This is a genomic window from Erythrobacter donghaensis, assembly GCF_001557325.1.
Lineage (GTDB): Bacteria > Pseudomonadota > Alphaproteobacteria > Sphingomonadales > Sphingomonadaceae > Erythrobacter > Erythrobacter donghaensis_B.
Window position 1 is genome coordinate 1 of record NZ_LSJS01000208.1, and the last position, 18,973, is coordinate 18,973.

An 18,973-nucleotide genomic window follows, 5' to 3' on the forward strand; every position below is an offset into this window, starting at 1 on the left:
GCTCCGACAACGAGGTCAACATCAAGATCGCGCTCGCCGCGGCGACATCGTCGGTCATCGCGGCGAGCAGCGTGTTGCGCTTCTTGGGCGTCAGCTTGCCCGAGGCCGTCGCCGCGGCGAGCGCGATCTTGATGTTGACCTCGTTGTCGGAGCAGTCGACGCCGGCGGAATTGTCGATGAAGTCTGTGTTGATCCGGCCTCCCGCCAGCGAGAAGGCGATGCGTGCCGCCTGCGTGACGCCAAGGTTCGCGCCCTCGCCGATCACCCGCGCGCGCACTTCGGTGGCGTCGACGCGCAGGGCATCATTGGCCGGGTCGCCGACCTGGATGTGGCTTTCCTGCGGGGCCTTCACATAGGTGCCGATCCCGCCGAACCACAGGAGGTCGACAGGCGCGCGCAGGATCGCGGCAATCAGCGCCTCGGGCTCGATCTCCTTGACGTCGAGGCCCAGCACCTCGCGCGCCTGTTTGGAGAGCTTGATCGTCTTGGCTGCACGCGGGAACACCCCGCCGCCCTTGGAGATCAGGCTCTTGTCGTAATCGTCCCAGCTCGAGCGCGGAAGGGCGAACATGCGGCTGCGCTCCTTCCAGCTGGTCAGCGGATCGGGGTTGGGGTCGATGAAGATGTGGCGGTGATCGAATGCGGCGACCAGCTTCAGCGCCTTCGACAGCAGCATCCCGTTGCCGAACACGTCGCCCGACATGTCGCCGCAGCCCGCGACCCGGATCGGCTGCGTCTGCACGTCGATTCCCATCTCGCGGAAGTGGCGCTGCACGCTCACCCACGCCCCGCGCGCGGTGATGCCCATCGCCTTGTGGTCGTAGCCGTTCGAGCCGCCGCTGGCGAAGGCATCGTCGAGCCAGAAGTCGCGCGATTGGGCGATGCCGTTGGCGATGTCGGAGAAGGTCGCGGTGCCCTTGTCGGCGGCGACTACGAAATAGGGGTCCTCCCCGTCGAGCGCGGTGACGCATTGCGGGTGGACGACCCGCCCGCCGACGATGTTGTCGGTGACCGAGAGCAGCGTGCGGATGAAGATTTCATAGGCGGCGCGGCCCTCCGCCGCCCAGCCCTCGCGGTCGATCGCGGGGCTGGGGAGCTGCTTGGGGTAGAACCCGCCCTTCGCGCCCGTCGGCACGATCACCGCGTTCTTGACCCGCTGGGCTTTCATCAGCCCGAGGATCTCGGTGCGGAAGTCGTCGCGCCGGTCGGACCACCTGAGGCCCCCGCGCGCCACCGCGCCCGAGCGCAGGTGGATGCCCTCCACCCGGCGCGAATAGACGAAGATCTCGCGCCACGGCAGCGGCTTGGGCAGGCCCGGCACCTTCGCCGACTCGAGCTTGAACGCCAATGCCTCAGCGGAAGCGGGGGCGAAGGCATTGGTGCGCAGCACCGCGCCCAACACTGCGCGGTAGAGCCGCAGCAGGCGGTCGTCGTTGATCGCGGTGACTTTCGCGAGGCCGCGCGTGAAGGCCCCTTGCGCGGCGGCAACGGCCTCCTCGCGATTCCCCTCGAAGGCCGGGTTGTGGCGCGCCTCGAACAGGTCGATCATCGCCGCCGTCACCTGCGGCGCGGCGACCAGCGCATCGACCACGGTGTAGATCGTGTAGGCAAGGCCCGTCTGGCGCAGGTAGCGATAGACGGCGCGCAGCCAGTTCGCCTCGCGCGGGAGCAGGCCTGCGGCGGGGACGAGGCGGTTGAAGGGATCGTCCTCCGCCGCCCCGTTGAGCACGTCCGCCAGCGCCGCCTCGATCAGGCCTGCGCGTTCGAGCAGTGCCCCCGCCTCGCGCCCGGCAGGCAGGGTCAGCAGGAATTCGTGGATCGAGCCGAGCCCCGCATCGGTCAGATAGGTCGGCACCTCGGCCAGCACCCGGAAGCCGAAATTCTCGAAGGCGGGCACCACATCCGACAGCGCCAGCGCGCCGCGGGTGTGGTAGACCTTGAGCCGCAAGGTATCCGCGCTGTCATTGGCGAGGCGGTAGAGCCGCACCGCGCGCTCGCTCGGGCGGGCGACGGGTACGTCGCCCTCGGACACTGCCAGCCCGCGCAGCTTGGCGATGTCGCGCGCGGCTTCCTCGGGGCCGTAGGCGAGGCGGTAGCCGGTCGGGAAGGCCGGGGCATAGCGCGCGGCGAGCGCGGCGGCGCGGCCGTCGTCCTCGTGCGCGGCGAGGTGGGTGGCGACCGCCTCGTTCCAGCCGCGCAGCAGGTCGGCAAGCTGGGCCTCGATCGCGGCGTCGTCGGGCAGAGTGGCGCAGGCGCGCACGTCGATCAGGAATCGCAGCAGGGCGAGGGTCGAGCTTTCGACCTCGAGGCTCCAGTCGAGCAGCGCCGCGCCCGGGGCGGCGAGCAGCATCGCCTGGATCTGGAGCCGCACGTCGGTCGACATGTGGTCGCGCGGCAGCCACACGAAGGCGAAGACGTGGCGTTCGAGCGTCGCGCGGACCATGATGACGCGCGGGCGCGGGCGGTCGATCAGCGCCATCTTGGCAGTGACGAGATCGGCGACGCGGTCGGGCTCGAAGGCGGTGAGGAGGTCGTTGGGGAGCGAGGTGAAGGCATGCACCAGCGCCTTGCCGTTGTGGCCCGCAGGGTCGAAGCCGAGGCGCGCGGTGATGCCTTCCACCATCGCGCGCAGCACCGGCACCTCGCCCGGGCGCTCGTTCATCGCGGCGCTGGTCCACAGCCCGGCATGGATCGAGAGCGCGGTGATGGTGCCCCCCTCACGCACGGGCACGATGAACAGGTCGAGCGGGCTGGCGCGGTGGACGCGGGATTGCACGTTGCTCTTGATCGCCAGCATCGCCTTGGGCGTTCCGGCCTTGTCCTGTGCATCGAACCAGTCGAAGGCGCGGGCGTAGGAAATGTCGGCGAGCAGGTCGGGCGAGGAGGCACGGCAGATGCCGAGCCGCGCCTCGCTGGTGCCGTCACGCCGCCGGGTCATGTGGCCCAGCTGGGTGAGCATCCCGCCCTTGAGCCAATCGAGCAGCGCGCCCGCCTCGGCGTCGATGGCACCGACAGCCTGCGCGTCGGCGGCCATGGCGCCCTGCATCGCGGGCCAGTCGGCGACCGCGGCGTGGACATCGCCGAGCGTGGTCTGGAGTGCTTCGAGCAGTTCGCGCCGCTGGCGGGCGTCGACGCGCGGGGTCTCGATATAGATCAGCGATTCGCGCGCGCCGCTCTTGCCGAGGCCGGTGATCGCGCCCTCGGCATCGCGCTCGACCGGCACCACCGGGTGCAGCAGCCGGTCGATCCCCACGCCCTGTGCGGCGATGGTCGCGGCGAGCGAATCGACGAGGAAGGGCTGGTCGTCGTTGACGATCGCGATCCTGAGGTGCCGCCGCGCGCCGCTGGTCGATTCGAGCTGGACGATCGGCTCGCCCGCCTTGCGGGTCGCGGCGACGGCGAGCAGCCAGCTCGCGGCATCTTCGAGGATCGACTTGTCCGCGCCTGCATCGCCCGGCAGCAGCGAGGCTTCGAGTCCTGCGCGCAAGGCCTTGATCAGCGCCTTTGACGGCGCGGCGGCGGCGGCTTTCGACCCCATGCTTGGCTCCTGTCCATCCTGCTCCGGCTGCGCTGTGCTGCGCAATATTATTGTGCCGGATTGTAGTTATCGTGTCTTGCGCGATACATGCTTTCGGGCCGGGGGCGCAAGCACGAGAATCGCCCTTTCGGTCAGCCGGCAAGCACGGCGCGGCAGGCGTCGAGCGTCAGTTCGAGGCTGCGGATGCGCGCGTCGGGATCATAGGTCGCGCCGCACAGCATGATCTCGTCGGCGCCGGTTCGGGCGATGAAGGCCTCGACCTGCGCGCGCACCTGCGCACGCGTGCCGACCGCGGCGGCCTGGCCGATATGGGCGAGCATCGCCTGCGCGGTCGCGGGGAGCGTCTCGGTATAGGCTTCAACCGGCGGCGGCAGCTTCCCGGGATTGCCGGTGCGCAGCCGCACGAAGCTCTGTTGCTGCGAAGAGGCGAGCAGGCGCGCGCCGGCTTCGGTGTCGGCGGCAAAGACGTTCATCGCCACCATCACGTGGGGCTTGTCGAGCGCTTCCGAAGGCTGGAATTGGCGCCGATAGAGCGTCAGCGCAGCATCGAGATGATCGGGCGCGAAATGCGCCGCGAAGGCATAGGGCAGGCCGAGCTTGGCAGCCAATTGCGCGCCGAACAGGCTCGATCCGAGCATCCACAGTTCCACCTTGGCCCCCATACCGGGCGTGGCGATGATCGGCAGATCGTGGTCGCCCGTCAGCAGCGCGCGCAGCCCGACCACGTCCTGCGGGAAATATTCGGCGGCCTGGTGGAGGTTCTTCCTCAGGGCGCGCTGCAATTCCGGCCCCGCCCCCGGCGCACGGCCCAGCCCCAAGTCAATCCGACCGGGGAACAGCGCGTCCAATGTGCCGAACTGCTCGGCAATCTGGAACGGGGTGTGGTTGGGGAGCATGATCCCGCCCGAGCCGATGCGGATGCGGCTCGTGGCATTGCCGACATGGGCGAGCACCACCGCGGTCGCCCCGCCCGCGATCCCGTCCATCGCGTGATGCTCGGCGACCCAGAAGCGGTCGCATCCGAGCGCCTCGGCGGCGCGGGCGAGATCGGTGGTGGCGGCGAAGGCCTCGGCCAGCGTGCCGCCCTCGCGCACCGGCACCAGATCGAGCACGGAGAAACGGGTCATGACGGGGGCACCTCCGGGGCGGTTTCAGACGCGGGCGCAGTCTCGCCCGCATCCCCGATCTGCGCAAGGTAGTCCTTGGCGGTGACCGCCACCCGACTGTCGGGGGCGAGCGCGATGACCGACTGCCAGCTCTTGCGCGCCGCATCGTCGCGGCCCGCCAGCACGGCGATCACCCCGGCCTCGAGCGCGATTTCGGGATTTGTGGCTGCGAGCGTGGCGGCGCGTTCGATCGCGGTCTGGGCTTCGGGCAGGCGTTCGAGCCGTCGCAGCAGCGTCGCCTTGAGCAGCCACCCCTCGGCACGGTCGGGCGCGAGCGCGGTGGAATTCTCTAGCGCGGCGAGCGCTTCCTCGCCCCGGCCAAGGGTGACCAGCGCGCGGGCCCGGTCGCTCGCGGCGATGGCTTCGAGCAGCGGGGCCTTGGCCTCCCGCGCATCGCTCTCCGCCAGCGTCAGCAGGCCGAGCGCGCCCTCGGCATCCCCGCCGCCGAGCGCCGCCGCCCCGGCGAGCGCCGCGAAGCGCGCGCGGGCGCGGGGCTCGCCCGCGGGCGTCTCCTCGCGCGCGGCGGTGAAGGCGGTGCGCGCGTCGTCCCACAATTCGAGCGCCGCCGAAGCCGTGCCGAGGCAGTGGTTGGCGAGCACCCGGTCGGCTCCGGTGGTCTCGCTGCGGCGGATCTGCGCCATGGCGTGGGCGCGCGCCGGATCTTCCTCGAGCGTGCCGAGGCACCCGGCGAGCCATGCGCTGACCGGGTCGGGCTGCTCGGCGGGCTCGGCCTCGGTCTGCACCTCGGCGCGCGGCGGGCGGTCGCGCACCAGCTCGTCGCCCTGGATCGCACCTCCGGTGGGATTGGGGCCGACTTGCAGGGCGAGGGCGAGAAGGATCGACGATAGCGACACTTGGGGGTTCTATCCGTAGAATTCGGCCACGATGGCCTTGAGAAGGGCGATGTCGCTCTCGCGCGACAGGCGGTGGTCGCCGTCCTCTACCAGCGTCACCTGAACCTCGCCCGACCCGAGCGCGGCCTTGAGGCGGAGCGAGATCTCCCACGGGACGTCCGCATCGGCCTTGCCGTGGAGGAGCCGCACCGGGCAGGAAAGGTCGATGTGCCCGTCGAGCCGCAGGTGGCACTCGGCATCGGCGAAGAACTTCGCGTGGGTGGGCGTCGGCTCGGGGCCGTAGGGATTGGGTTCAAGAATCGTCTCCCCCGCCGCGAGCGCGGCGCGCTGTTCCTCGGTGTAGCCCCAGCGGGTGAAATCGGGGGCGGGCGCGATCCCGATCAGCCCGGCGAGGCGGTGCTTCAGATGCTCGGCGACCAGCAGCATCAGCCACCCGCCCATCGAGGAACCGACCAGAAGCACCGGCCCGCTGACATAGGAGGCGACCAGCGCCAGCACCTCGTCGCGCCAGGCGGAGAGCATGCCTTCCGCGAAGTCCCCGTCACTCGCGCCGCAGCCCGAATAGTCGAGCAGCAGGCAGGCGCGGCCCTTTTGCTGCGCCTCGGCGAACAGCGCACTCGCCTTGCTCCCGCTCATGTCGCTCATGTAGCCGGGGAGGAAGACAAGACAGGGGCCGCGCCCATGGGTATACCGGAACGCGACACGGCGTCCGTCATAGAGGGTGTGGTGAAGCAGCGCGCTCATGCGCCTCTCCATGCCCCGCGCGGCGCCGATTGTCACGCAAGCGCAACCGGAGGGGGATAGCGCACCGCCATGCTCAAGACCGAACCCGCGGCCCAGCCCGCTGCCACCGCGCTTACCCGGCGTAAGCTTTTCACCCTCGCGGGCGCCTCGGCCGCGCTCGCCGCGAGCCCGGCCGCGGCGAGCGGCTTCGGCACCGGCTTCACCCATTGCGTCGCGAGCGGCGAGCCCGCGGCGACCTCGGTCCTGCTGTGGACCCGCTATGTCGCGGACGCTGAGGCCATGCTGACCTGGCAGGTGAGCGAGACCGAGAGCTTCGCCAAGCCCGTTGCCGAGGGCAGCGTCAAAGCCTCGCCGGCGCGCGACTGGTGCGCCAAGGGCATCGCCACCGGGCTTTCGCCCGACCGCTGGTATTTCTACCGCTTCCTCGCGCCCGATGGCACCGCCTCGCCGGTCGGCCGCACCCGCACGCTGCCCGAGGGCCCCTCGGCGAAGTTCCGGATGGCGGTGTTCTCCTGCTCGAACTTCGGGTTCGGCTGGTTCAACGCCTATGGCCACGCGGTGGAAGCCAATGACTGCGACCTCGCGGTCCACCTCGGCGATTACATCTACGAATATGCCAAGGGTACCTACCCGTCTGCCGGGCAGATCGCGGAGGGCCGCGTGCTCGCGCCCGACACCGAAATCGTCGCGTTGACCGATTACCGCCTGCGCTACGCCACCTACCGCGCCGACCCCGACTTGCAGCGCCTCCACCAGGTGCTCCCCATGATCACGGTGTGGGACGACCACGAGAGCGCAAACGATTCGTGGGAGAACGGCGCCGAGAACCACCAGGAAGGCGCCGAAGGCACCTGGGCGGCGCGCAAGGCGGCGGCCAAGCAGGCCTATCGCGAATGGCTGCCGGTCGCCGACACCGCCTATTCGACCTATCAGGTGGGCAGCCTCGCCACCCTGTTCCGGATCGACACCCGGCTCGAGGGCCGCGACCAGCAGTTCCGGCTCGAGGCGGTGATGGAGGGCGCGAAAGAGCCCGAGGCGTTGATGGCTGCGCTGGGCAAGTTCCGCGATGGCGCATGGGCCGCGCAGGATCGCCAGCTGCTCGGCGAAGCTCAGGAAGCGTGGCTCGCCGAGGCGCTCGCAGCCTCGACCCGCGCGGGCACGCATTGGCAGGTGCTGCTCCAGCAGGTGCTGATGGGCAATCTGCGCACGCCGCGGGATCTGATGCGGCAGGTCGGCACGGGTCTGCCCGATTTCGTGCGCACCCGGCTCGAGGCTGCCGCCGCCGCGAGCCAGGCCGGGCTGCCCTCCAACATGGACGCGTGGGACGGCTACCCCGCCGCCCGCGCCCGCGTGTTCAAGGCTGCGCTCGAGGCGAATGCCAATCTCGTGGTGCTCGCGGGCGACACCCACAATGCCTGGGCCTTCGACCTTGCGCATGAAGGCACGCCCGTAGGCGTCGAGCTCGGCGGCAATTCGGTCAGCTCGCCCGGGTTCGAGACCTACCTCACCTTCGTCAAGCCCGACACGCTCGCCGCTGCGCTGGTGGCGGAGAACGAGCAGCTCAAATGGGCCGACACTTCGCAGCGCGGCTACATGATGGTCGAACTGACCCCTGCGCGCGCCACCACCGAATATCGCTTCACCGGGAGCGTCAAACAGCGCTCCACCCGGCTCGCGGGGACGAGGCGGATCACCACGGAGAAGGGCTCGGCCAAGCTGACCGTCTGAGGCGGCACGTGCAAGCCAAGTGTTAAGAATTCCGCGCTATTTTCGGCCTCCTGTTCAACAGGAGGGTTGCAAATGCGCGGAGCTTTCTTGGGCGGGAGCGCCCTTATTCTTGGCACCGGTGCCTATGTGGGCGGTGCGTTCGAGCGGGGCGAATATTACGAGATCGCCCCCGTCGATGTCGAATCGCGGCTGGCAGGGATGAATTTCAGCTCGGAGCTGAGCGGCGAGAGCGGCGATTCCTCGATCCGCCTTGCGCTGCGCAGCCGCGGCCCGAGCCTCCTGCGCTGGGACCTGATGGTCGACGGCGAGCGCGCCGGGGAAGTGCGCGCCAACCTCGCCCCGGCCGACACCGGCACGCGCGTCAATGTCAGCTTCAAGTTCGCCGAGGGCGACGGCATGCTCGGGCTCGAGGATGACCCGCTGGTCAACGACATCGCCCGCATCGCGATGGAGGAGAAGGTCGATTCCACCCTCGATGGCCGCGCCTTCGACAAGCGGCGGATGCAGGCCAAGATGGCCGCGATGATCGCCGCCAATCCGGGCAAGCTCGCCGCGATGCAGAAGTCGCTGCGCGACAATATCGAGCGCGAGATGGAAGAGGCCGAGCGCTTCGATCCCGATGCGTACGCCGCTTCCCGCGATTATGGCGAGCCCGGCTCCTATGGCAAGCCGACCTCGACCGCCAGGCCCACGATGTCGGCCAAGCCCCAGCGCCCGACCGACTTCGAGGACACCCACGCCGACGGCGGCTGGGGCAAGAACTAGGGCGCGGGCGCGGGCGCGGGCGCGGCGGTTTCCGCCAGCCCCGCCCGCAGCGCCGCCTCGAAGGCCTCGGGCTGGTCGAACATGACGAAGTGGTAGCTGTCGTCGATGACCGTCAGCTGGAAATCGGGCGTGCCCGCATAGGCGCTGCGGAACAGCGGCTCGACCCGCGCGCGCGGCGCGTAGGGGTTGGCCGCGGCGATCACCCGCACCGGCACCTTCACCTCATTGAGGCGCGGGCGCATGTCGGTGGTCATCAGCGCATGGATCGCCGCGGCAAAGCTCGCGCGGTCGCTGGCGATGCTCCAGTCGGCCACGCGCCCCTGCCACGCCGGTGTCTTCACCAGCGAGAGCACGCCGCGACGCTGGCCCTCGGCAAAGCTGTCGCGGTCCTGCGCGAGCAGGCCGAAGCGCGTGTCCTCGGCGATGCGGCGGCTGCTCGCGACCGTCGCACCCGGGTTGAAGATCAGCGGGAAGAAGGGCAGCGAATCGACCACGACGACGCGGGTGATCCGGTCGGGGTGGTCGGCGCCCAGCATCAGCCCGAGGAAGCCGCCCAGCGAATGGCCCGCATAGGCGGCGCGCTCGATTTTCTGGCAATCGAGGTGGCGGATGATCTCGGCCTCGGTGTTCTGGAGCACCCGCGCCGGATCGCCCTGCGGGGGCCGCCCGGCGAAGCCTGCGACATGGACGAGGTGCAGGCGGTAATCCTTCGCGAGGCTCTCCTTGACGATGCTCCAGGTCTCGGGATGCGAGCCGAGGCCGGGCACGAGCACCAGGTCGGGGCCGGTCCCGGTGACCTCGAAGCGCGGGCAGGGCTCTTCGGCGTGGACGGCAGCAGGGAGCAGCAGGGCGGCGAGCGCGGCGATCAGGGGGCGTTTCATCGGGGAGGTTCCTCTCTCAGGAAAATGGCTTCGATCGGCAGGCCGAACACGTCGGCAATGGTGAAGGCAAGCGGGAGCGAGGGGTCGTAGCGGCCCTTCTCGATCGCATTGACGCTCTGGCGCGAGACGCCGAGCCGGTCGGCGAGGTCCTGCTGCGACCAGTCGCGCTCGGCGCGCAGCACCTTGAGGCGGTTGTTCATTCGGCCTCCTCCATATCGTCCTCGGCGCAGTCCCGGCGCATGGCGAGGCCGTTCGCAATGCCGCCGATGCCGAGCCCGACGAACCAGAAGAACGCCGCCCCGAACCCGCCATTGCCCGGCGGCACGACATCGTAGTTCTGGAGGAATTCCCACACCGTCATGATGCTGAGGCAGAAGGCGGTGGCGAACAGCGACTGGCGCACCAGCATGTGGCGGATATAATCGTCGGTCTCCTCCTCGAGCAGGCGGAAGATCGTCCAGAAGGTGGCGAGGATCGGCAGCGCGGGGAGCACCGCGACAGCATAAGCGAGCACGCCCGAAGGCGGGGCATGGCGGAACAGCCAGCCGACCGCGAAGATCAGCATGACATAGATCGTCATGCAGGTGGTGAGGCGGACGAGATAGCGCCGCATCGCCGGTGAGGGTGTGGTCGGCATGGCTCAGGCCTTGCGCGCCGTGCAGGCCGGATCGCGGCGGATGATCCACGGCACCACCGCCAGTGGAGCATATTGCGCGACCTTTTCGGGAATGACGCCAACCACCGCAAGCACGGCGACAGCGATCAGAACAGCGGCGAGGCAGAGCGCCTCCTGGATGCGGGTCATGGAAAGCTCCTTTTGCACAATGACAAGGTGGCTTTACATCTGGAGTGCGGAACGTGTCAAGGGAGCTTTCCATCTTCTGGCAGGTGACTTTTGATCCCTGACCGCCTATATCCCTCCCCATGGCCAAGCTGCTCGCCACCACCGCGACCACCACCACCCGGACGACCATCCGGGGGCGGCGGCGCGCGGGTTAGGCCCGGCAGCCCGCCGCCCGGTTCGGGGCGGCGCGGTGTTCTCCCCGATCCGGTTCTCGCGAAACACCGCTCTTCCGGTGCGTTCCCCTTTGCCCTAAGGCGCGCCCAAACGAGACGGAATTGCGACGATGACCGAACTGCTCAAGATCAGCCTGCCCGACGGCTCGGTGCGCGAAGTGCCGCCTGGCTCGACCCCGGCGGACATCGCCGCCGCGATCGGCCCGGGGCTCGCCAAGGCGGCGCTCGCGGCGCGCGTCAACGGCGAACTGCGCGACCTCGCCCGGCCCTTCGAGGGCGACGCCGAGCTCGCGCTCGTCACCGCGCGCGACGAAGCCGATGCGCTGGAACTCGCCCGCCACGACTATGCCCACGTTCTCGCCGAGGCGGTGCAGGCGCTCTTTCCCGGCACCCAGATTACCTTCGGCCCGGCGACCGACGACGGCTTCTACTACGACGTGAAGGCCCCCGACACGCGCGAGCCCTTCGGCATGGACGATCTCCCGGCAATCGAGGAGGAAATGCGCCGCATCATCCGCGCCGACAAGCCGCTGCGCCGCGAGGTCTGGAGCCGCGAGGCGCTCATCGCCAAGTGGGCGGGCGAGGGTGAGACCTTCAAGGCCGAATGGGCCAAGGAACTGCCCGAGGGCGAGGAACTGACGGTCTATTGGAGCGGCAGCGACTGGCTCGACATGTGCCGCGGGCCCCACCTGCCGAGCACCGGCAAGCTCGATCCCGACGCCTTCAAGCTCATGCGCGTCGCCGGAGCCTATTGGCGCGGCGACCAGAACAATGCGCAGCTGACGCGCATCTACGGCACAGGCTGGCTCAACAAGAAGCAGCTCCAGGCGCACCTCACCCGGCTGGAGGAAGCCGCCAAGCGCGACCACCGCAAGCTCGGGCGCGAGATGGACCTGTTCCACCTGCAGGAGGAGGCCCACGGCTCGGTGTTCTGGCACCCCAAGGGTTATCGCATCTGGCGCGAGCTCGAGGCCTATATGCGCCGCAAGATGGACGGCGCGGGTTATCGCGAGATCAAGACCCCGCAGCTGATGGACGTGCGCCAGTGGACCCAGTCGGGCCACTGGGGCAAGTACGCGCAGAACATGTTCGCCGTGCCCGACATCGTCCCCGATGTGGACGAGGAGAGCGGGGTCGCCTCGCCCAAGGTCGCCGATGACGCGGCGTGGATGGCGATCAAGCCGATGAACTGCCCAGCGCATGTGATGGTGTTCAAGCAGGGGATCACCTCCTACCGCGATCTGCCGATCCGGCTGGGCGAGATGGGCTGCTGCCACCGCAACGAACCCCACGGCGCGCTCCACGGGTTGATGCGCGTGCGCCAGTTCACGCAGGACGACGCGCACATCTTCTGCACCGAGGGCCAGGTGGTGAGCGAGGTGCAGGCCTTCCTCGCGCTCGCCGATTCGGTCTACCGCGACTTCGGCTTCACCTATGACATCAAGCTCGCCCTGCGCCCCGAGAAGCGCTTCGGCTCCGAGGCGGACTGGGACAAGGCCGAGCAGGAATTGCGCGACGCGTTGACCGCCAACGGCCTCGAATGGGAGGAACTGCCGGGCGAAGGCGCCTTCTATGCCCCCAAGCTCGAATGGCACCTGACCGACGCGATCGGGCGCACCTGGCAGGTCGGCACGATCCAGTCGGACCGCGTGCTGCCCGAGCGGCTCGATGCGCACTACATCGGCGAGGACGGCGAGAAGCACCGCCCGGTGATGCTCCACCGCGCGATCTTCGGGAGCTACGAGCGCTTCATCGGCATCCTGATCGAACACTTCGCCGGCAAGCTCCCTGCGTGGCTCGCCCCGGTGCAGGCGGTGGTCGCGACCATCGTGTCGGACGCCGACCCCTATGCCGGGGATGTGGCGGCGCAGCTGCGTGCGGCAGGCATCCGCGTGGAGACCGACACCCGCAACGAGAAGATCAACTACAAGGTGCGCGAACACAGCCTCGCGAAAGTCCCGCACCTGCTGGTGGTCGGCAAGCGCGAGGCCGAGGAAGGCACCGTCGCGGTCCGCACGCTGGGCGCAGAGCACCAGAAGGTCATGCCGCTCGCCGAGGCGATCGCGATGCTCAAGGCCGAAGGCACGCCGCCCGATCTCGCCTCGGGTTGAGCGATGACCCGCGTCGTCGGCAACTACCTCTCGCCCTATGTGCGCAAGGTGCTGGTCGCGCTCGAGATGAAGGGCGTGGCCTACACCATCGACCCGATCACGCCCTTCTTCGGCAACGATGACTTCGCGAAGGTCAGCCCGCTGCGGAGGATCCCGGTGCTGATCGACGATGCGGTGACGCTGTGCGATTCCTCGGTGATCTGCGAATATCTCGAGGAGCGCTATCCCGCCCCCGCGCTGCTCCCCGCAAGCCCGGCCGAGCGCGCGCGGGCGCGCTGGCTGGAGGAATATGCCGACAGCCGGATGGGCGACGTGTTCATCTGGCGCATCTTCAACCAGTTCGTGATCCGCCGCGCTGTGTGGGGCGAGAGGCCCGACATGGCGGTGGTCGAGAAGGCACTGGGCGAGGAACTGCCCGAGATCTGCACCTATCTCGAAGAGCAGTCTCCGGGCGACGGATTCCTGTTCGGTGCGGACCCCGGCCTTGCCGACGTCGCCATCGCGGCAATGTTCCGCAACCTCGGCTTCGCGCGCCAGACCATCGCGCCCGAACGCTTCCCCGCGCTCGCCGCATGGATCGCGCGGGTCCACGCCCTGCCCGCCTTCGTCAAGCTCGCGCAGTTCGAGAACCTCGTGATGCAGACCCCGCCCGCGCAGCAGCGCGCCGCACTGGCCGAGGCGGGCGCGCCGCTTTCGGAGACGAGCTTCGCCGCCGACGCCCCGCGCCGCGGCGTGATGCCGCTCGGCTGACACGGCACCCCGCCATGCCGACGATTATCACGCTCTCGCCGCTGCTCAACCTGAGCGCCGGGCAATAGTGGAAGTCTTCGGGGGCTTCACCGCGGCGCAGATCGCCGTCGCCTTTGCTGCGGCATTGGGGTCTGCCTTCGTGCGCGGGCTGACGGGGTTCGGCATGGCGATCCTGCTGGTGCCGGTGCTGGCGCTCGCCCTGCCCCCGGTCGAGGCGGTGGTGCTGACCAATGCCCTCGCGCTGATGATCGGCGCGACCGAGATCCGCTCCCTCGTGCGCGATGCCGAGCGGAGCGCCTGGGTGATCGGCGCGCTGGTGGTGGTGACGACGCCGTTCGGCCTCTACGCCCTGTCGCTGACCGGCAAGGATGTCGCCCGGCTGGTGATCGCCCTGATCGCGCTCAGCGCGTTTGTCGCGATCCTTATGCCCCGACGCGGGGACGTAGCGCCAGGGCGCGGCGTGACCGGCATGGTGGGCGTGCTGAGCGGGCTGATGACGGGCTACGCAGGCATGCCCGGGCCGCCGGTGGTGCCCTACTACGCCGGACGTGACCTGCCGCGCCCGGTCGCCAAGGCCTCGATGCAGCTGATCTTCACCATCGCGGCAACCACCGGGCTGGCGAGCGCGACATGGCTCGGCATCCTGCGGCTGGAGCTGCTGCTGTTCGCGCTGCTGATCCTGCCGGTGATCATCCTCGGCAACCGGCTGGGCGCGCGGGTGTCGGGGACGATCGGCGATTCCGTGTGGCGCGCGAGCGTCGGTGTGGTGCTGGGCGGAGCGGCGGTGGCCGCCCTAGCCCGGCTATTCTAGGCCACCCACTTGGCCGCGAACACCTGGCCGCCGCCCGGCTTGCGCAACACCAGTGCATAGCGGTCCGCGCCCGGCACCTTGAGCTGGCTCGCCGTCAGCGTCACGCTTGCCTTGCCGCCGGCCCAGTCGCCGACCTTGCGCTCGGAGCGCAGCACGTTGGAGTAGGTGACCTTGCGCCCGCCATTCTCACCGCTGCCGATGCTGACCGCGACCTTGCTGGTGACGCCGACCAGCACCAGCTCGGCCTTGCCCGCGCCGGTGCCCGAAAGGCTCACCGCATAACCGCCGCCAGCGGCCGGCGCGACCCGGATCGCGGCGTCGCTCTTGGCGCCATACTGCTTGACGCTCGGGGCGACTTCGGAGCCGTGCGAGCCGACGAAGCCGTAGCTGCCATTCACCACCAGCTGCGGGGTGTAGACCCCGTTGCGGCCCGCAAGGCCGCGGCGCGCGTAATCCTGCTGGAGCGCGGTGTTGCTCTCCTGCGCCAGCGTGTCCTTCCACCCGAGCCGGTCCCAATAGGTGACAGGCCGGGCGATCACGACCAGATCGGGGTTGGCGGCGAGCTTCTCGGCCAGCGCATCGGCGGGCGGGCAGGAGGAACAGCCCTGGCTGGTGAACAGCTCGAGCAGCACCGGCTCGCCCGCAACGGCGACGGCAGGGCCGGGGCCCGACTTGGGCGCGGCCGAAGGTGCGCCTTGCGACAGGCCGAAGCTGGCAGCTCCGAGCACGGCAAGCACGCCGAGCGTGGCGAAAAGGGGACGGTTGAAGGTCATGGGTTCATCCTCGCACAAATGTGTCAGGGATGCTTTCGCGTTTTACCGGCTTCCGGTTACGCGCCCGGTTCAGGCCGCGTCAAAAGGGCAGCGCGCGCCCTGCCAGGATCAGCGACAGCGCGCAGCCGATCACGATCAGCTGCCGCGCGAACTCGACCGCCTCGAGGCGGCCGGCAACGGCAAGCGGCAGGGCGAGAGCGCGGGTCATCTCCCGCACTCTCGCCGCAAATCCCTAACGAAGCGTTAACTCGCGCCTCTCAGGCCGGCATCTGCTGGCTGGCGCAGTGGAACCCGCCGCCGCCGGCGAGCACCGCGTCTCCCGGAAGCCCGATCGTGTCGCGGTCGGGAAACAGCGCGGCGATCGCGGCGACGCCCTCGGCGTCGTGGGGCGAGCCGAAGGTCGGCACCACCACGAGGTGCGAGGTGATCGCGAAATTGACGTAGCTCGCCGGTTCGATCCGCCCGTCGCGCTCGATCAGCCCGGGAGAGGGGATTCGCACCACGTCCACTCCGAAAGCCGCCGCCCGCGCCGCCGCGTCGGCGTAGATCGCGGCGTTGGGATCGTCCTTGCCGGTCGCCTCGGAGACGACAAGGCGGTTCGGGGCGACGAAGCGCGCGAGATTGTCGACATGCCCGTCGGTGTGGTCGTTGACGAGACCCTCACCGAGCCACAGCACGCGGGTGAAGCCGAGATGGGCGGCAAGCTCGGCCTCGATTGCGGCGCGGCCGAGATGCGGGTTGCGGTTGGGGTTCAGGAGGCATTGCTCGGTGGTCGCGACCAGCCCGGTGCCGTCGCCATCGACCGCCCCGCCCTCGAGGATCATCGCCGAGGCGGTGACCGCCAACCCGGCATCGCGCGCCAGCTCCGCGCCGATCTCCATGTCGCCCGGCATCAGGTATTTGCCGCCCCAGCCGTTGAAGCCGAACCGCCGCGCGGTGCGAGAGCCGTCCGCCTCGCGCACCACCAGCGGTCCGGTGTCGCGCAGCCACACGTCGCCATAGACACGGCGTTCGAGGGTCACTTTACCGCTGACCAACGCGCGGGCGCGGGCCTCGTTGGCTGCGTCGCGGACCAAAAGCCGCACCTGCTGACCGCTCTCCGCCACCGCAGAAGCGAAGTCCGCCATCTGCTCCTGCGCGGGTTCGAGCCAGCCGGGCCACTCCTCGGCGAGATGCGGGAAGCCGATCCACAGCCAGTCCTGCGGGGCCCATTCGGGGGGCATCAGCGCGGTCATCGCCGTCAGCAGCCCTTCTCGGAAGCCTTGCAGGCCTCGTCCCGGATCGCGCGGAATTCGTCGCCGTCGTTCCAGTTCGGCCAGCTGGTGCTCGCCGCCATCATCCGGCCGACGCGGTAGTAGAGTTGCAGGTCGGCCATCACGCCCGACCAGTCCCAGCTCTCGTTGAACTCGTCCTTGGGGCCGTGATAGCGGTTCTCGGTGTAATCGGCGGCGACCTTGGCCCCGGCCTCGCGCCCGCCCTTCACCAGATCCTCGCCGCCCTCCATGTAGATCATCGGCACGCCGCGCTTGGCGAAGGCGAAGTGGTCGGAGCGGTAGTAGTAGCCCGCCTCGGGCTTGGCGTCGGGCGTGGCGATGCGGCCATCGGCCTTCAGCGCGGTCGCGAGGAAGGTGTCGAGCTGCGACTTGCCGAGGCCGACCACGGTCACATCCTTGGCGGGGCCGGCGATCTGGAAGGCGTCCATGTTGACGCCGCCCACCGTCTGCGCGAGCGGGAAGACCGGGTTCTGCGCGTAATAGGTCGCCCCGAGCAGCCCCGACTCCTCCGCCGTCACCGCCAGGAACACGAGGCTGCGGCGCGGCGCGCCCGCCTTGGCATGCGCCTCGGCCAGCGCGACCAGCGCCGCGGTGCCGGTGGCATTATCGACCGCGCCGTTGCAGATGTCGTCCCCGTCGGGCGCGGGGGTGCAGCGCCCGAGGTGATCCCAATGCGCGGTGTGGAGGACATATTCCTCAGGCGCCTCGGTGCCCGGAAGAATGCCGATCACATTGTGCGACAGGAAGCTGCGCACATCGTTCCTGAAACTGGTCGAGAGCTTCATCCCGAGCGGCACGGGCTTGAACCCCTTGGCCTGCGCCGCCCTGGTCAGCGCATCGAGATCCTGCCCTGCGGCCTTGAGCATGGCGCGCGCGGCAGCCTCGGTGACCCAGCCGTTCATCTGCGTGAGCGGCTCGGCATCCGCTCCGCGCTGGGCATAGGCCTGCGGGCCGCTCCACGAGGACTGCACCACGTTCCAGCCATAGGCGGCAGGCGCGGTCTGGTGGACGATCAGCGCAGCCGCCGCACCCTGCCGCGCGGCCTCTTCATACTTGTAGGTCCAGCGACCGTAATAGGTCATCGCCTTGCCATTGAACGGCCCTTCGAGGCCCGCGGTCTGCCAGTCCGGGTCGTTGACGAGGATCACCACCGTCTTGCCCTTCACATCGAGGCCCGCGTAGTCGTTCCAGCCTTTTTCAGGCGCGTTGATGCCGTAGCCGACGAAGACAAGCTCGCTAGCGTCGATCTTCGTTTCGGTCTCCTCGCGATAGGTCGCGCCGACCCAGTCCTTGCCGTACTGGAAGCTCAGCGGCGCACCCTTGCCGGTGATGGCAAGCGGGGCGAAATCCTTGCCGGTGATCTCGACCAGCGGCACCTCCTGCACCCACGAGCCCTTGTTGCCGGGCTGCAATCCGGCCGCCTTGAAGCGCTCGGTGAGGAAGGCGATGGTCTTCTCCTCGCCCGCCGAGCCCGGCGCGCGGCCCTCGAAGGCGTCGCTCGACAGGGTGCGGGTGACGTCCTTCATCGTGCCTTCGGCGATCTGACCGGGCGCGACCTCGGGAAGGTCGAGCGCGGAGATGGCACCGCCGGGGGCAGGCATTCCCTCGCAGGCCGATAGCGCGAGCGCTGCCAAGGCAAGCGCGGCGAGGGCTGGGTGGCGGATGGTCATGACAAGCTCTCCCGAAATGCGCGTCCCCCTTCGCAGAGGCGTGAAGGCTGCGCAAGCACACCCCTTGCAGGCTGGTCGCAGCAGGGCCAGAGAGGCGCGCGATGGGAGAGAACATCACCCCCGATTGGGCAGGCGCGCTGCAGCGCGCCCGCGCCCACGCGCCGTTCCTGGCGCGGGCGCTCGACCGCCAGCCGGAGCTGACCGCGCTGCTCGAGCGCGGAGATGGCGCGGGCGCACTGGTCTGGGCAAAGGCGCAAGGCGCGCATCCCGATACCGAGGTGGCGCTGCGCCGCGAACGTCTCGCGCTCGCCGCCGCGCTGGCGGTGGGCGACCTCGCAGGCGCCTTCTCGCTGACGCAGGTGGTGGGCGAACTCACCGCCTTCGCCGACCGCGCGCTCGACCGCGCGATCCGCACCGCCATCGCCGAGCGCTGCGACATCGACGCCGCCGACGGCTTCATCGCCCTCGCGCTCGGCAAGCAGGGGGCGGGCGAGCTCAACTATTCCTCCGACATCGACCCGATCCTGCTGTTCGACCGCGAGCGCCTGCCGCGGCGGGCGTCCGACGATCCGGGCGAGGCGGCGCAGCGTTACGCGCGCCGCGTGGTGGCGCTGCTGTCGGCCAACACGGCGGACGGCTATGCGCTCAGGGTCGACCTGCGGCTGCGCCCGGCGAGCGAGGTCAGCCCGCTGGCCGTGCCGGTGGGTTCGGCGCTCACCCACTACCAGGGGCAGGCGCTGGCGTGGGAGCGCGCCGCCTTCACCCGCGCGCGCGCGGCGGCGGGCGACGTGGCGGCGGGCGAGGATTTCCTCGCGGCGATCCTCTCCTTCGTGTGGCGCAGCCAGCTCGATTTCGGCGCGATCGAGGAGATCCGCGCGCTCACCCTGCGCA

General features: G+C 69.6%; 17 protein-coding genes and 1 pseudogene. 6 read left to right on the forward strand and 12 right to left on the reverse strand.

Annotated features, from left to right (window positions below):
- The 4 genes from AX692_RS12540 to AX692_RS12555 form a co-directional block, all read right to left on the reverse strand.
- Positions 1–3,538, reverse strand: a 3,538-nt coding sequence (locus AX692_RS12540; protein ID WP_073977710.1) for an NAD-glutamate dehydrogenase domain-containing protein, incomplete at its 3' end; no start/stop codon positions are given.
- Positions 3,539–3,669: 131 nt separating this feature from the next.
- On the reverse strand, positions 3,670–4,665 hold the full coding sequence (locus AX692_RS12545; protein ID WP_073973950.1) for an LLM class flavin-dependent oxidoreductase: 996 nt from the start codon (positions 4,663–4,665) through the stop codon (positions 3,670–3,672).
- The gene (locus AX692_RS12550; protein WP_073973949.1) at positions 4,662–5,558 is read right to left on the reverse strand and encodes a tetratricopeptide repeat protein; all 897 of its coding nucleotides are present in this window, start codon (positions 5,556–5,558) and stop codon (positions 4,662–4,664) included. Before AX692_RS12550 ends, AX692_RS12545 begins: the two co-directional genes overlap by 4 nt.
- Before the next feature lie 9 nt (positions 5,559–5,567).
- The gene (locus AX692_RS12555) at positions 5,568–6,302 is read right to left on the reverse strand and encodes an alpha/beta hydrolase family protein (protein WP_073973953.1); all 735 of its coding nucleotides are present in this window, start codon (positions 6,300–6,302) and stop codon (positions 5,568–5,570) included.
- 69 nt (positions 6,303–6,371) lie between these two features.
- On the opposite strand from AX692_RS12555, the gene AX692_RS12560 reads away from it, so the two are divergent.
- Together AX692_RS12560 and AX692_RS12565 are read left to right on the forward strand one after the other, a co-directional pair.
- On the forward strand, positions 6,372–8,030 hold the full coding sequence (locus AX692_RS12560; protein ID WP_073973948.1) for an alkaline phosphatase D family protein: 1,659 nt from the start codon (positions 6,372–6,374) through the stop codon (positions 8,028–8,030).
- A gap of 72 nt (positions 8,031–8,102) precedes the next feature.
- Complete coding sequence (locus AX692_RS12565; protein ID WP_073973947.1) at positions 8,103–8,795, forward strand: hypothetical protein; 693 nt, start codon at positions 8,103–8,105, stop codon at positions 8,793–8,795.
- Here AX692_RS12565 and AX692_RS12570 read toward each other — a convergent pair.
- Genes AX692_RS12570 through AX692_RS19705 form a run of 4 tightly spaced genes read right to left on the reverse strand, consistent with a single transcriptional unit; the run spans position 8,792 to position 10,481 of the window.
- Positions 8,792–9,676, reverse strand: a complete 885-nt coding sequence (locus tag AX692_RS12570; RefSeq protein ID WP_073973946.1) for an alpha/beta fold hydrolase — start codon at positions 9,674–9,676, stop codon at positions 8,792–8,794. The two genes, AX692_RS12565 and AX692_RS12570, sit on opposite strands and share 4 nt — an antisense overlap.
- On the reverse strand, positions 9,673–9,876 hold the full coding sequence (locus AX692_RS12575) for a helix-turn-helix transcriptional regulator (RefSeq protein WP_073973945.1): 204 nt from the start codon (positions 9,874–9,876) through the stop codon (positions 9,673–9,675). Before AX692_RS12575 ends, AX692_RS12570 begins: the two co-directional genes overlap by 4 nt.
- Positions 9,873–10,313 (reverse strand): hypothetical protein, encoded by a 441-nt coding sequence (locus AX692_RS12580; protein WP_155644885.1) that lies wholly within the window; start codon positions 10,311–10,313, stop codon positions 9,873–9,875. Before AX692_RS12580 ends, AX692_RS12575 begins: the two co-directional genes overlap by 4 nt.
- Before the next feature lie 3 nt (positions 10,314–10,316).
- Complete coding sequence (locus AX692_RS19705; RefSeq protein ID WP_155644886.1) at positions 10,317–10,481, reverse strand: hypothetical protein; 165 nt, start codon at positions 10,479–10,481, stop codon at positions 10,317–10,319.
- Positions 10,482–10,803: 322 nt separating this feature from the next.
- Between AX692_RS19705 and thrS the strand changes: the two genes are divergently transcribed.
- The 3 genes from thrS to AX692_RS12595 all read left to right on the forward strand — a co-directional run bounded on the left by thrS (position 10,804) and on the right by AX692_RS12595 (position 14,365).
- Positions 10,804–12,804 (forward strand): threonine--tRNA ligase, encoded by a 2,001-nt coding sequence (gene thrS, locus AX692_RS12585; RefSeq protein WP_073973943.1) that lies wholly within the window; start codon positions 10,804–10,806, stop codon positions 12,802–12,804.
- A gap of 3 nt (positions 12,805–12,807) precedes the next feature.
- Positions 12,808–13,554, forward strand: a complete 747-nt coding sequence (locus tag AX692_RS12590; protein WP_073973942.1) for a glutathione S-transferase family protein — start codon at positions 12,808–12,810, stop codon at positions 13,552–13,554.
- 67 nt (positions 13,555–13,621) lie between these two features.
- Complete coding sequence (locus AX692_RS12595) at positions 13,622–14,365, forward strand: TSUP family transporter (protein WP_073973941.1); 744 nt, start codon at positions 13,622–13,624, stop codon at positions 14,363–14,365.
- Here the strand turns inward: AX692_RS12595 and AX692_RS12600 are convergent.
- The 4 genes from AX692_RS12600 to AX692_RS12610 all read right to left on the reverse strand — a co-directional run bounded on the left by AX692_RS12600 (position 14,362) and on the right by AX692_RS12610 (position 18,082).
- A complete protein-coding gene (locus AX692_RS12600; protein ID WP_073973940.1) occupies positions 14,362–15,138 on the reverse strand; it encodes a DUF1223 domain-containing protein in 777 nt (258 codons plus the stop codon). The two genes, AX692_RS12595 and AX692_RS12600, sit on opposite strands and share 4 nt — an antisense overlap.
- 79 nt (positions 15,139–15,217) lie before the next feature.
- Entirely contained in the window at positions 15,218–15,346 is a 129-nt protein-coding gene (locus AX692_RS20690) for a hypothetical protein (RefSeq protein ID WP_269135555.1), read from the reverse strand.
- A gap of 49 nt (positions 15,347–15,395) precedes the next feature.
- Positions 15,396–16,373: an agmatine deiminase family protein gene (locus tag AX692_RS12605; protein ID WP_155644887.1), complete on the reverse strand. Its 978-nt coding sequence runs from the start codon at positions 16,371–16,373 to the stop codon at positions 15,396–15,398.
- A 5-nt stretch (positions 16,374–16,378) separates the two neighbouring features.
- Complete coding sequence (locus AX692_RS12610; RefSeq protein ID WP_155644888.1) at positions 16,379–18,082, reverse strand: M28 family metallopeptidase; 1,704 nt, start codon at positions 18,080–18,082, stop codon at positions 16,379–16,381.
- Positions 18,083–18,183: 101 nt separating this feature from the next.
- Between AX692_RS12610 and AX692_RS12615 the strand changes: the two are divergent.
- Positions 18,184–18,973 (forward strand): annotated as a pseudogene (locus AX692_RS12615) (glutamine-synthetase adenylyltransferase); the annotation flags it as partial.